The 13300-nt window shown below is 68.0% G+C and carries 8 protein-coding genes; 3 read left to right on the top strand and 5 right to left on the bottom strand.

Features of this window, described 5'->3' with window-relative positions:
• Window positions 1-668 precede the first annotated feature (668 nt).
• Entirely contained in the window at window positions 669-1850 is a 1182-nt protein-coding gene (locus LL964_RS18845; RefSeq protein ID WP_104588235.1) for a benzoate/H(+) symporter BenE family transporter, read from the top strand.
• Between the two features lie 36 nt (window positions 1851-1886).
• On the opposite strand, the gene bphP is transcribed toward LL964_RS18845, so the two are convergent.
• The 4 genes from bphP to LL964_RS18825 form a co-directional block, all read right to left on the bottom strand.
• Complete coding sequence (gene bphP, locus LL964_RS18840) at window positions 1887-3791, bottom strand: bacteriophytochrome BphP (protein WP_167395391.1); 1905 nt, start codon at window positions 3789-3791, stop codon at window positions 1887-1889.
• Window positions 3788-4381, bottom strand: a complete 594-nt coding sequence (locus LL964_RS18835; protein WP_104588234.1) for a biliverdin-producing heme oxygenase — start codon at window positions 4379-4381, stop codon at window positions 3788-3790. The genes bphP and LL964_RS18835 overlap by 4 nt, the downstream gene beginning before the upstream one ends.
• Window positions 4382-4480: 99 nt before the next feature.
• On the bottom strand, window positions 4481-5746 hold the full coding sequence (locus LL964_RS18830; protein WP_104588233.1) for a TCR/Tet family MFS transporter: 1266 nt from the start codon (window positions 5744-5746) through the stop codon (window positions 4481-4483).
• A 317-nt stretch (window positions 5747-6063) separates the two neighbouring features.
• Entirely contained in the window at window positions 6064-8226 is a 2163-nt protein-coding gene (locus LL964_RS18825; protein ID WP_104588232.1) for a lytic murein transglycosylase, read from the bottom strand.
• Window positions 8227-8737: 511 nt separating this feature from the next.
• Between LL964_RS18825 and LL964_RS18820 the strand changes: the two genes are divergently transcribed.
• The gene (locus LL964_RS18820; protein WP_104588231.1) at window positions 8738-9118 is read left to right on the top strand and encodes a hypothetical protein; all 381 of its coding nucleotides are present in this window, start codon (window positions 8738-8740) and stop codon (window positions 9116-9118) included.
• Between the two features lie 144 nt (window positions 9119-9262).
• Complete coding sequence (locus LL964_RS18815) at window positions 9263-10678, top strand: amino acid permease (RefSeq protein WP_104588230.1); 1416 nt, start codon at window positions 9263-9265, stop codon at window positions 10676-10678.
• Between the two features lie 76 nt (window positions 10679-10754).
• Here the strand turns inward: LL964_RS18815 and LL964_RS18810 are convergent, their stop codons facing one another.
• On the bottom strand, window positions 10755-13232 hold the full coding sequence (locus tag LL964_RS18810) for a GH92 family glycosyl hydrolase (RefSeq protein ID WP_104588249.1): 2478 nt from the start codon (window positions 13230-13232) through the stop codon (window positions 10755-10757).
• Window positions 13233-13300 lie beyond the last annotated feature (68 nt).

The raw sequence follows: 13300 nt of genomic DNA, 5'->3' as shown, positions 1-13300 counted from the left end.
GTCAGCTTCGTCGTTTCCGTCGAAGCGAGCCGCCCATTATAGCGGACTTTTTCTTGCCGTCAACACCTCATTTCGAGGTGGTTGACGCTGCTTCGTGTCGACCCGAAGGTTTTCTGCGAAGCGAGCCGGCCATATTAGCAGGCTTTTCATCCTCGTCAACCCCTCGTGAAGAGGAAGTTGCCGCCGCATCACCTCAATCCGCCGTAGCGTCTTTCCGTGTTGCGAGCCGCCCATCATAGCCGGCTTTTGCGTTTCGTCAACACCTTGTGATGTCTTCGAAACCCCTCGTTCGTTGTTGCGATGCTTCGAGAAGCGCCGCCGTCCTGAGCGAGGCCGCGCAGTTTATCGAGCCTGCGCAGAAGTGCAAGCATTTTTTACATCGTCATGACATCGCAGCAATGATGCGCGCTGATCACGTTGCGTCGTGCACAGCAGATGTGTCCATGTCCGCTGCGCGGAGTCTTGTTCGTTCCGCGCAGCCGCCCCGCGCAAACATGCGTCCGCCGCGGCATACCCCGTGATTAGGGCCGCCCCACAGACGCCTGAGAAAGTGCCAGTGCGCGGGCGCGTCGTTGCGAACCTCGTGACGCCACGCAACAGGGCCGCTGCAGCAGTACCGCCTGCAGAACGGCTCGGCGAGAATGCGGGGCCGAAGAGGGAGTCATTCGATGCCGTCATCCCGCAGCCTGTTGCGCGATCTGTCCCTGTCTGCGATTGCCGCGGGGTTCGTCACCGTGCTGGTCGGTTTTGCCAGCTCTGCCGTCATCGTGTTCGAGGCGGCCAGGCATCTCGGCGCGGATCGGGCGCAGATCGCCTCATGGATGTGGGCGCTCGGAATCGGTATGGGCGTGACCTGTATCGGGCTGTCGCTGCGCTATCGGGTACCGGTGGTGACGGCGTGGTCCACGCCCGGCGCGGCGATGCTGATCGGCAGTGCGGCCGGGGTGCCGTTGCCCGAGGCGATCGGCGCGTTCGTGGTGGCGGCGGTGCTGGGCATGCTGGCCGGTTTCAGCGGTCTGTTCGAACGGACGATCCGCAGGATTCCGATCTCGCTGGCGTCGGGCATGCTGGCCGGTGTGCTGCTGCGCTTCGGGCTGGACCTGTTCGTGGCCATGCAGAGCCAGGTGCTGCTGGCATTGGCGATGTTGGCGACCTATCTGGCGGGACGCCGATGGTTTGCACGCTATGCGGTCATTGCCACCTTGCTGGTTGGCGTTGCGATCGCTGCGAGCCGTGGGCTGATGCACTGGGAAACGCTACAGCTGGAACTGGCGCGTCCGGTGTGGGTGACGCCGGCGCTGTCGTGGCAGGCGCTGTTCGGGCTGGCGCTGCCATTGTTCGTGGTCACCATGGCGTCGCAGAACGTGCCCGGCGTGGCAGTGATCCGTGCCTGCGGCTACACGGTGCCGATGTCGCCGACGATCGGCTGGATCGGGGTCGCCAATACGCTGCTGGCGCCGTTCGGCGGTTATGCATTGAACCTGGCCGCGATCACTGCGGCGATCTGCATGGGCCGCGAGGCGCATGAGGATCCGGCGCGGCGCTATGTCGCCGCCGTGAGCGCGGGCGCGTTCTATGTGGTGATCGGCCTGTTCGGGGCGACGGTGGCGGCTGTGTTGGCGGCGTTTCCGCGCGAACTGGTGATGGCCATTGCCGGGATCGCACTGCTGGGCACGATCGGCAACAGCCTGGCGGCGGCGCTGCGCGAGGACGGCGAACGCGAAGCGGCGTTGATCACTTTTCTGGTCACTGCGTCGGGGCTGACCCTGGGCGGGATCGGCGCAGCATTCTGGGGCCTGATCGCCGGCACGCTCACCTTGCTGGCGCTCAGGCAGCGTATGCCGCAGTAGGGCTGCTGACCCGCAGCGGCAGACAGCTGCCGCCGGTCACTCGGGGTCGCGCAATTGCAGCAGCCAGTGCGCGGTGACGCCACTGGGACTGGGCAGCGGTTCGAGGTGGAACTGCCGATACACCGGCGGTCCGTCGTGGGTGCGCAGTGGCAAGGTGACGTAGGCGGCGCGCCCCAGCCGCAACGCCTCCTCGAGCAGTTCGACCCTGGCCCTGGCGGCATCGTCGGCCAGGAGCGCGAGGATGTCGCAGCCGATCAGCTCGGCGACCTCGGTCTGGCTCAGTTCGGCGAACGCCGGGTTGACGAACATCAGCCGGTGCACATCGCTCTGAACGCCGCGTTCGATGATGGCCACACCGTCGCGCAGACGCGACAACGAGGCTTCGAGCAGGGTGAAGTCCTGCTGGAAGCGCTTGCGCTCCATCAGTTCGATCAACACCCGCAGGCTGCGCGCCGACTCCAGGTGCAGCGGCGACCAGGGACGCGCGCGGCCGCGCACGGTCTGCTGCCACAGGTCGAAGCTCTTGCGCGGCGACAACCGCGAGTTGGGGATGTCCGGCAGCTTGGCCAGCTGCGGGTTGCCGGCCCACTTGATCTGCTGCACCTGCTCGCGGCGGGTCCACAGCAAGGCGCTGCGCGATTGCGGCATCAGCGGCACGAAGATGAAGCCTGCTGCCAGCGGCGCCAGGTCGGCGAGCTCAGGGAACACATCGCCGATCACATCCACATGCAGGGCGCCCACCGCATCCTCGCGCAGGGCATCGTGATGCTTGGATTCGATGTGATCGCGGATGCGGCGCAGCGCATCGACGTCCGGGGCACTGCCGTGGCGGCTGATGTCGCTGCCGTGGAAGATCGCCACGCCGTCGGCATCGACCACATCCATCAGATCCGGCGCCATGTCGGCCAGCATCTCGACGGTCATGTGCTCGGCATCGTTGAAATCGGTGATCAGCTTTTCACGGATGGTGAGCAGCACCGATTCCAGGCGCGCGCGTGCCACCGCCTGCAACGCGCCAATACGTCCGGCCAGCGAGCGGGTGACCGCGTCGGTGGCGTCGCGCATGGCATGGCTGGTGAAATGCGGGCTGTAGTGATGGCAGGAGATCAGCCCCCACAACGCATCGTTGACGACGATCGAGGAGACCAGCGTGGCGCTGACCCCCATGTTGGCCAGGTACTCCAGATGCACTGGCGAGACGCTGCGCAGGCTGACATCGCTCAGATCCACCGGCGTGCCCAGACGCGGATGCAGGGTGGGTTCGATCGGGGATGCGCGATAGCCGACATCGGCGATCTGGCGGACGCGATTGCGCAGGTACAGCGCGCGCGCCTGCGCCGGGATGTCGGTGGCCGGATAATGCAGGCCCAGGTAGGCCTCCAGCTCGGGCTGACGGGCTTCGGCGATGACGTCGCCGTTCCACTCCTCGTCGAAGCGGTACACCATCACCCGGTCGAAGCCGATCATGCTGCGCAAGCCCTTGGCGGCGCGCACAGCGGCTTCGGCGATGCCGGGATCGCGCTCGATGCTGCGTAGCAGGGGCAACGCTTCGCGCAGGGTGACATCCATCAGGCGCGCATCGCGCGGCTCGATTTCGAGCAGCCATTGCTCCGGGTACAGATGCCAGGCGGCCACCCAGGCGTGGTCGGGCGGCGTGGCGCGCGCAGGAAAGCGTGCCTCGACGTGCAGCAGGTGCTGCGCCTGCTCGTCCACGGCAAACGGCTGCGCGTCGGGTATCTCCAGGACCTGGGTGTAGGACATGCCAAGCAGCGCATCCATCGGCACGCCGAGCAGGTCGGCGGCGGTGCGGCTGGCCTGCACGATGCGCCCGTCGGCCGGTTCGATCACCAGCAACACGCCGTAGGGCTGGATCAGCCCGGGGATGTGGATCGGCTCACGCGCGCATACATCCATATCCAGGGGTTCGATGGTCTGGGTCACGCGTGCGGCTCCGCTGCAAGGCAGGTGTGGAAGTGAGCGAACATGGCCTGCGCGCCGGCGATGGCGGCATCGCGCGCGCGCGGGGAGTCCAGGCAGTGATCGAGCACGGCCTGGAAACGGCGCCAGCCGGCCGGGTCTTCGTCGGCCAGTTCGAAGTACTGCAAGGCATCGGCTAGTGCAGGCCGATGACGGCGCAGGCTGCGCGCGATCACCCGGCCGCCCAGCTGCGATCCTTCGATCACATACAGCATGCCCCAGCGCGCGGCTTCGTCGCTGCCGGCTGGGGGCGGAAGCGGCGCGTCCGGCGCCTGCGCGAGCATGCGCAGATCCGCGCGCAGCGCCGGCACCCGGCGGCGGTAATGCCAGCCGCTGCCGACCAGGGTGCTCAACCAATCGCCCATGCGGTCTTCGAACCCGGCCAGCAAGGCATGGTGGCGGCGCAGAACCGTGGCATAGCCATCGCGATCGATCTGCCCCTGCCCGAGCGCCTGCATCAGCGGCACCGCTTCGACCAGGCGATGCGTGTCCTGGGTGGCATGGCGCAACGCGCGCGCGGCCGATGATGGGGCGGCCAGGGTGTCGGAACGCATTGGGAAGTCGAGACGGTGCCGGGGCACGGAAGGCACCAGCCTAGCAGGCGGAGGCAAATCGGAAAAAGCGGACGCAAGCGCTGAATGAATGCGTTGCCATCACTCACGCCCGTCATGGACCAGCCCACTGGCGCGCCCTGCCCGCGCCCATGCCATTGCCCACCCGGCAGCCAGCAGCATGCCGGCCAGCAGCCAGGGCGCACCGGGCAGATGCACAGGCGCCCGCTGACCGATGAACCAGGCGAACACATTGGCGAACAGCAGGGGCCCTGCAATCCCGGCCAGGCTGATCAGGCTGGTCAGCGCGCCCTGCACGCGGCCTTGCGCATCGGCGCCAACCTCACGGGTGATCAGCGCCTGCGCCGCAGGCGCGGCGATCGCCCACAACGCGCTGATCGGCACCCCGATCAGGAACATGCCGCCGCTGTCGGCACATCCGTAGATGACAAAGCCGACCACACCGCAGCCCAGGCCCAGCAGCAGGGCATGGCGTTCGCCCAGCCAGCGGACCAGCCGGCCGACCAGCAAGGCGTTGACGATGATGCTGCACACGCCCACCCCGGCCAGTACCCAGCTCACTTCGCGCGGTCCCCACTGATACTGATAACCGGCGAACAGCACGAAAATGCTGGGGTAGACGTAATGCGCCAGATTGGCCAGGAACACCACCGAGGCCAGGCCGAATACCTGCGGATACCGGCGCAGCAATCTGAGCGCGCCCAGGGGGTTGGCGTGCGACCAGTCCAGCCGCACGCTGCGGCGGTCGGCGGGGAGCGATTCGGGCAGCACGAAGAAGCCGTACAGGACATTCAGCAGGGACAGCCCGGCAGCGAACCAGAACGGCCAGCGCAGGCCGATGCCGCCCAACCAGCCGCCGATCAGCGGGCCGGCGACGAATCCGATACCGAACGCGGCACCGAGCATGCCGAAGGCGCCGGCGCGCTTGTCGGCCGGCGTCACGTCGGCGATGTAGGCGTTGGCGGTGGAGAAACTGGCCGAGCAGATGCCGGAGATCACCCGCGCCAGCAGCAGCATCGGCAGGCTGTGGGCGATAGCCATCAGGATGAAATCCAGACCCAGCCCCAGGCACGACAGCAGGATCACCGGGCGGCGGCCGAAACGGTCCGAGAGCGCGCCCTGCAGCGGCGAGCAGACGAACTGGATGGCGGCGAACAGAAAGCCGAACCAGCCGATCCAGCCCGCAGCCACTGCGTAGTCGCCACCGGTGAAGTGGCGTACCAGATCCGGCAGGACCGGGATGATCACGCCGAAGGACAGCACGTCGATCAGTACGGTGATGAAGATGAAGATCAACGCGGCACGGCGGCGACCCGGGGCAGAAGCGGAATCGGCTGGGAGGGACATCGCGCGGCCCGGGTGAATGAAGCCGGCAGTGTAGCTGCGGATCGAATACGGCTGCCTGGGTGCGGGCCCTCATCCGCCCTTCGGGCACCTTCTCCCGCAGGCGGGAGAAGGAGGTATTGGACGCCTGCTCCCGCGGGCGGGAGAAGGAGGTATCGGACGCCTGCTCCCGCGGGCGGGAGAAGGAGGTATCGGACACCTGCTCGCGGGCGGGAGAAGGAGGCATCGGACACCTGCTCCCGCGGGTGGGAGAGGGGCGCACCTGCCTGTCGGTGGGTCTGCCTGTCGGCGGGAGACGGGTCAGACTGCCGGATAGCCGGTCACTCGACGCTGATGGTCTGACCCAGGGTGTGGGTGGCGCCGGGGGCCAGGTCGATCACGTCCGGACCGGCGTTGGCCGCTTCCAGGCAGACGTAATCGCGCCAGCCCTCGCCCACATCGGCCATCTGCTTGCCGGCCTCTTCGCCCGGATTCCAGGCCACCAGCGAGCGGCTGCCTTCGGTGGCGATGACGATGCGACGGCCGAGCACCGGGTCGGTGAGCGTGTAGCGGCCGCCGGCGTCGACGTAGATGCGGTCGCTGCGACCGGGATCGCGCGGGTCGCGCAGGCTCCAGTCGCCTTGCTGGCGATGCGCGGTGGCGTAGTTCTCGTACTTGTCCAGGTAGTCCAGGCCGTCCAGACCCTGCACGCTGACCTTCAGCGCATCGCCGACACGGAAATAATTGTGCAGCGCCTGGGTGAAGCGCACCGGCGCGGGACTGGTGTTCTCGGTGATCAGGCGCTGTTCGAGGGTGCGACCGATCCGCAAGGTCATGCGCAGCCGCAGGGCCAGGTCGTCGAAGCTGGGCGGGGTCAGCGTCAGCACCACGGTACCGTCGTCTTCGCGGCGGCTCTCGGTCAGTTGCCACGGTACGGTGCGCACGAAGCCATGCGCGGGAACCTCGCCGGTCTGATCCTGGCGGCCGAAATACGGCCAGCACACCGGGGCGCCGCCGCGGATCGGGGTGGGTGGCTGCTTGGCGAGCGGTGACAGCCACATCACGTCCTGCCCGCCCTTGGGCACGAAGGAGAGCAGCTGGCCACCGAACAGACTGATGGCGGCGGTGGAGAACGGCGTGTCGATCAGCAGCGACGGGAAACCGTGGAAGTCGCCTGTGCTCAGGCCAGTGGTGTCGGACATGGGGGATGCCTTATGAACGATGGGAGAGTGGACGAAGGCGGGATAGGCGGCCGGCAGTTTGAACGCGGTGCCGCGCACGGCCGCCATGCCGGTGAGCGGCGGGGCAGCGCGCAGGGCGGTGAGGATGCGCTGGCCGGGACGGCCGTCGGCCGGCTGTAGAGCCAGGCGGGTCTGTTCGACCTGGATGGCGCGACGGGTGGCGCTGCCGACCATGCCGTCGGCCTCGCCGATCTGGTGGCCGCGGGCAAGCAGCAATTGCTGCAGTTCGCGCCGTTCGGGCCGGCCCAGGCCGGGGTCGTCGGTGGGCCAGGCCGCACCCAGGCCGGGGCCGCCACGCAGGCGATCGGCGAGCAGGGCGATGGACAGCGCGTAACTTTCGGCGGCGTTGTAGGCGTAGATCGCGTCGTAGTTGCGGAACACCAGGAACGCCGGACCGCTGGCGCCGGCTGGCAGCAGCAGCGCGGCGGGCGTCTCGGCCGGCAGTCCGGCCAGGGCCAGCGGCCTGCCGTCGGTGCCGAGCAGCCCGGCGGCCTGCCAGGCTTGCACGGGTTGCCGGCGGGTGCGCCCGGCCTTGCTCGCGTCGAAACCGGGCGGCAGCCGCACCTCCGTGCCCCAGGGGCGGGCGCGCTCCCAGCCCGCCTTGACCAGGTAGTTGGCGGTGGAGGCCAACGCATCCGGGATGCTGGCGACCAGATCGCGGCGGCCGTCGCCGTCGCCATCGACCGCGATGCGTGCGTAGGTCGAGGGCATGAACTGGGTCTGCCCGAACGCACCGGCCCAGGAACCGGTGAGGCCATCGGGGGACAGATCGCCTTGCTGCAGCAGGCCGAGCAAGGCGAGGAACTCACCGCGGAAGAACGGCTGGCGGCGGCCTGCGCACGACAGCGTGGCCAGCGACACCAGCAGCGGACGCTTGCCGGTGACGCGGCCGTAATCGCTCTCCACGCCCCACACCGCCACGATGGTGGCCGGGTCCACGCCGGTCTGCTCGGACAGGCGGGTCAGCAGCTGGCGGTGGGTGACCAGCATGGCCTGGCCATCGCTCACCCGCTGGCTGTCGACCAGGCTGGCGAGATAGTCCCAGATGGGCGTGGTGAACTCCGGTTGCGCGTCCAGCAGCGGCAGCACGCTGGGATCAGGCGCCAGGCCGGCGGTGAACCGCTGGAAACTTGCGGCATCCACGCCCTTGGCGGCGGCCTGGGTCTGCAGTCCGGCCAGGCAGCGGTCGAACGCCGGATCGGCCCAGGCCATGGCCGGCAGCAGGGCGATCACGAGCGGCAACGCGCGCGGTGTCGGCATCATGGCCCGGTGGCCGGAAGGTGGACGGACGGCATGCGGTAGGGCGCTCCTGTCGCGGCAAGTCGATCGGCGAGGATAGCCAACCTGGCCAGGTCCAGGCGTGCAGAGTGGGGAAGCCGGCGCGCTGCGTACCGTCTGCTGCGCAAGCGACAGGTGGTGACGCCTTGCGCTGCAGGGGGTCGAGCGCCCACCCTGCACGGCAGCCGTTGCCGGCACACGGCTCGCCATGCCGAAGGCGGCGGATCGATGGACGCGAACCGTCGTCACGCGGCCATCGTCGCCATCACCCTCCATTGCGCTGCGCTGACAACCCTGCCGCCGACGCTGTCAGGCGATCGCTGCAACGGCCGGGCGCTTGCCGCCGGCACGAGGGTTGGCGGTGGGGTGGCGCCGCGGACTGCGTTTCGCTTCGCCACGGCGCGGCGCATCGGGTGACATGACGCCTGGGTGCGCATTGACCTGCACATGACTTGCGCATCGGTAGGGTGAGGCTCTGTTCCCGTCAGGCGTGTCGATGACCACCGCAAAGAATCAAACCCGTCTGCTGGCCCTGGGCCTGTTCGTTTTTCTGGGGACGTTCGCGGCGATCGTCTGGTCCCTGATGCGGCCCTACGGCACAGCGTATTTTTTCCCGGTGCATTTCTTGATCGGTGCGGGACTGCCGTTCCTGATCTATGCCATCGGCGCGACGCGCCTGTGGTTCTGGCTGGGCATGGTGGTCACTGCCGGCGTGCTGCTGTGGTTCAACCTCTGGGGCCACGACCTCGACGGGGCGGCGCCGCGTTTGCTGGACTGGAGCCACTTCGCAGCGGGGGTGGTGGGCCTGGCCGGGGCATTCGCGGTGCAGTTGCTGTACCGCCGTGCGCGACCGCCGCACCGCCCGTCGATCGGCTGAGCACCGGCGCGTGGGTCGCGCCGGTCGCGTCAGGCGAGAGGTGCGCGGCGCGCTGCCTGCCCTGCCGTAAGCGCCTGGGCCGATAGCTTTGCTGCGCCGCGTTCGGCGACACTCGGGGATTCTTTTTGGTACTCCGAGGTCCACATGTCGTCTTGGCTACGACGCAAATCCATCGACCAGGTCACCGTGCATGAGGCCGGTCGGCAACTGGTCCGCAGCCTGAGTTGGCCGCATCTGATCGCGCTGGGCATCGGCGCCATCGTCGGCACCGGCATCTACACCCTGATTGGCGTGGGTGCCGACAAAGCGGGCCCGGCCGTGCTGCTGTCGTTCGTGGCCGCCGGCATCGTCTGCGCCTGCGCGGCGCTGGCGTATGCGGAAATGGCCACGATGATGCCGGCTGCCGGCAGCGCCTACACCTACAGCTATACCGCGCTGGGCGAGAGCATCGCCTGGGTGGTGGGTTGGAGCCTGGTGCTGGAGTACTCCCTGGTGGTCAGCACGGTGGCGGTGGGCTGGTCGGGCTATTTCGTCGGCTTCCTGCAGTGGCTGGGGGTGGAGCTACCGCAGGCCTTGATTGCCGGGCCGCATGCCGGCGGCATCGTGAACCTGCCAGCGGTGGTGATCACCTTCCTGGTGGCCGGCCTGTTGATGGCCGGCACCAAGGAAAGCGCCACGCTCAACGCGGTCCTGGTGGTGCTGAAGATCGTGGCATTGGCGGTGTTCGTGGCCATCGCGCTGCCGGCGTTCAACAGCGCCAACCTGCAACCGTTCATGCCATACGGCTTTTCCAAGACGATGGGCCCCGACGGCGTGGAGCGCGGGGTGATGGCGGCGGCGGCGATCATCTTCTTCGCCTTCTATGGCTTCGATGCGATTTCCACCGCGGCCGAGGAAACCAAGAACCCCGGGCGCGACCTGTCGATCGGCATCGTCGGTTCGATGGTCGGCTGCACGCTGATCTACGTGCTGGTGGCGCTGGCCGCGGTCGGCGCGATGAGCTTCACCGTGTTCGGCAAGAGCCCCGAGCCGTTGGCGCTGATCCTGCGCGAACTCGGCCAGGGCAAGGCGGCGTTGGTGATCGGTGCGGTGGCGATCATCGCGCTGCCGACCGTGCTGCTGGCGTTCCTGTACGGACAGAGCCGCATCTTCTTCGTGATGTCGCGTGATGGCTTGCTGCCGCGCGGCTTGTCCAGGGTCAATGCGCGTACCGGTACGCCGGTAGCGATCACGCTGTTCACCGCGGTGCTGGTGGCGGCGTTGGCAGGCGTGGCACGGCTGGACGAGATCGCCGCGCTGGCCAATGCCGGCACGCTGGCGGCGTTCACCGCAGTGGCGGCCTGCCTGCTGGTGTTGCGCGTGCGCGAGCCGACACGCGTGCGCGCTTTCCGCACGCCGCTGGCCTGGGTGGTAGGACCGGTGGCGATCGGCGGCTGCCTGTATCTGTTCTGGAGCCTGCCGAGCAGAACGCAGGGCTGGTTCCTGCTGTGGAATGCGCTGGGCGTGGTGGTGTACCTGGCGTATGGGCGGCGGAATAGCCGGTTGAATGGGGCGAGCTGAGCGTCCTTCTCCCTGCGGGAGAAGGTGCCCCGCAGGGGCGGATGAGGGTCCGTGCGTAGCCTCATAGCGCTTGCGCTCACTGCGCTGCTGCAGGTGTGGCGCAGAACGAGGTTGGTAACGCGTCCGCCTGCGTGCCCCAACCTTGGGTCGGCGCCTGCCTGGTGAGCGCAAACGACAACGTGCCGCCCTGCTGCAGTTGCGCCCAGTCCAGGAATACCTGCGGCTGCTGCTTGCCGTTCCAACGGACGCCCTCCACGTATTGCAGCGCGCGCCCATCGGCGCCGGGGGCGTCGATGCGCAGGCGCTTGCCGTTGCCCAGGTCCAGCGTGGCGCGTTCGAAGCGTGGCGCGTGCAACAGGAACTCGCCACTGCCCGGCACCGCCGGATACAGTCCCAGCGCGCTGAACAGATACCAGGCCGACATGGTGCCGAGATCGTCGTTGCCGGTGACGCCGTTGGGCGCGTTGGTGAACAGCTGCTGCGCGGCACGGACCACGGCGGCGGTCTTCCACGGTTGCCCGATCAGCGTGTACATCCACGGTGCGTGCAGATCCGGTTCGTTGTTGGGGTTGTAGCGGTACTGGTTGTAATAGCTGTACGGGCCGACCACCCAGTGCGAGCGCGCGCCGTCGAGCGGGTCCTTCAACAGCTCGTCGTAGGCGAAGAAGGCGTCCAGCCGCTTGCCCGCCTGTTCGCGCCCGTGCATGGCCTGCAGCATGCCGGGGATGTCCTGCTGCACCAGCCACTGGTATTGCCAGGCGGTGCCTTCGTGGAAGCCGTGCTGCGAGCGTGGGCTGTAGCGGTCATTGGACGGCGCGTACCAACTGCCGTCTTCCAGCCGCGGACGCGGGAAGCCGGCGAAGCCGGTATCGGCATCGCGCACGTCCGCGTCCCAGACGCGGTGCCAGTTGCCGCCGCGCGCACGCAACTGCGCGCTGTCCTCGCTATGGCCGAGCGCCTGCGCCATCTGCGCGAGCGCGCAGTCGGCCAGGGCATATTCCAGCGTGGCCGAGCCGCCGTGGTGCGGGTCCACGTCCATGCCCTTGGAGGGAAACGCACGGTCGTACTGCACGAAGCCATTGGCCAGGTAGCTGGCATTGCCCGAACGCCCGGCATGGCGTGAATTGATCGGCGGTTGCCCGAAGGCGTTCTGGCGTAGTGCCGCGTACGCTTCGGCTTCATTGCCCTGCAGCGCGCCGAAACGCCACAGATCGACCAGGAACGGGGTGACCGGATCGCCGGTCATGATGTTGGTGTCGAAGCTGGCGTAGCCCCAGCGCGGCAGCCAACCGCCCTGCTGATGGATCGCCAGCAACGAGCGGCCGATATCGCGTGCACGTTGCGGGCGCAGCAGCGCCAGCAGCTGATTCTGCGAGCGATAGGTGTCCCACAGCGAAAAGTATTCGTAATAGGTCCAGCCATCGGCGCGGTGGATGGCGTCGTCGTAGCCGCGATAGCGGCCATCGGCATCGCTGCCGGTGAGCGGCTGCAGCAGGGCGTGGTAGAGCGCGGTATAGGCCACGCGGCGGTCGTCGTTGCTGGCGCCTTCCAGCTGCAGGCTGGCTAGCTCGCGGCGCCAGACCTGCTGCGCGCGCTGGCGTATCTGCTCCAGGCCCAGCAGTTTGCCGCCGAGCATGCCATCGGCACGCAGGTTGGTGCGGGCGCCTTCGGCATCCACGTGCGAGATGGCGCTGACCACGGTGACCGCGCGCGCGCGCTTGTCCTTGCCCAGCGGAAAGCTGAGCCAGGCGCCATTGGGTTTGAGTTCGCCACCCATGCCGTGGCGCGCGCCCGGCACGCCGCCGTCTTCGCCCCAGATGCCATGCGCGGTGAACGGGCGATCGAATTCCAATCGAAACCAGGTGGTGTATTCGTGGCCGCCGCAGAAACTCTGCGTCACCAGCTTGCCTTCCACGACGCGGTCGCCGATCACCTGCACCTGGCTGCCGATCACCACATGGCGATCGTTGGCCTGGGCCACGTTGACCAGCACATGGCCGGTGTCAGCGCCCGGCGCGAAGGTGTAACGCTCGGCGGCGGCGCGGGTGAGCGCGCTGGCTTCGGCATCGATGCCGCCGTAGTCGGTGAGCCGCACCTTGTAGTAGCCGGCCTGCCCCACTTCGCCGTCATGCGTGTAACGCGCGGCGTAGCGTTTCTGGTCGAAGGCCTTGGCATCACCGGTGTCGAAGTCGCCGCCAGGACCGATGCGGCCGGTCACCGGCAACACCGAGACCTGCCCACCCTGCTCCCAGCAGCCGGCGCCGGACAGGAACGAATGGCCGAAGCCGCGGATGCTGGGATCGTCGTAGCGCCAGCCGGCATAGTGCGTGCCGATCGGGCTGACCTGGATCAGGCCGAACGGTGCCGAGGCGCCGGGGAAGGTATTGCCCTCGTCCTTGCTGCCGATGAAGGTGTTGACCTGCGCCGGGTCCTGCGCGGCCAGCGGTGGCGCGATCGCCATGCCAAGCAGACACAGGCTGGCCGCGGCGCGGCGCCATAGCGGCAATGATGAAAGACGCAACGGTGAGCGATGGGGGGCAACAACACAGAGCATGCAGGACACCTCGGAGGAGAGAGCGACCGAGGCCGCAGGTGGAATGACGCAGGCTGACGCGCTGCCAG

The organism is Xanthomonas melonis (assembly GCF_020783655.1).
In the GTDB taxonomy this organism is placed as follows: domain Bacteria; phylum Pseudomonadota; class Gammaproteobacteria; order Xanthomonadales; family Xanthomonadaceae; genus Xanthomonas; species Xanthomonas melonis.
The sequence above is the reverse complement of the archived record's forward strand: the minus strand, read 5'-3'. Positions and strand labels throughout refer to the sequence as shown.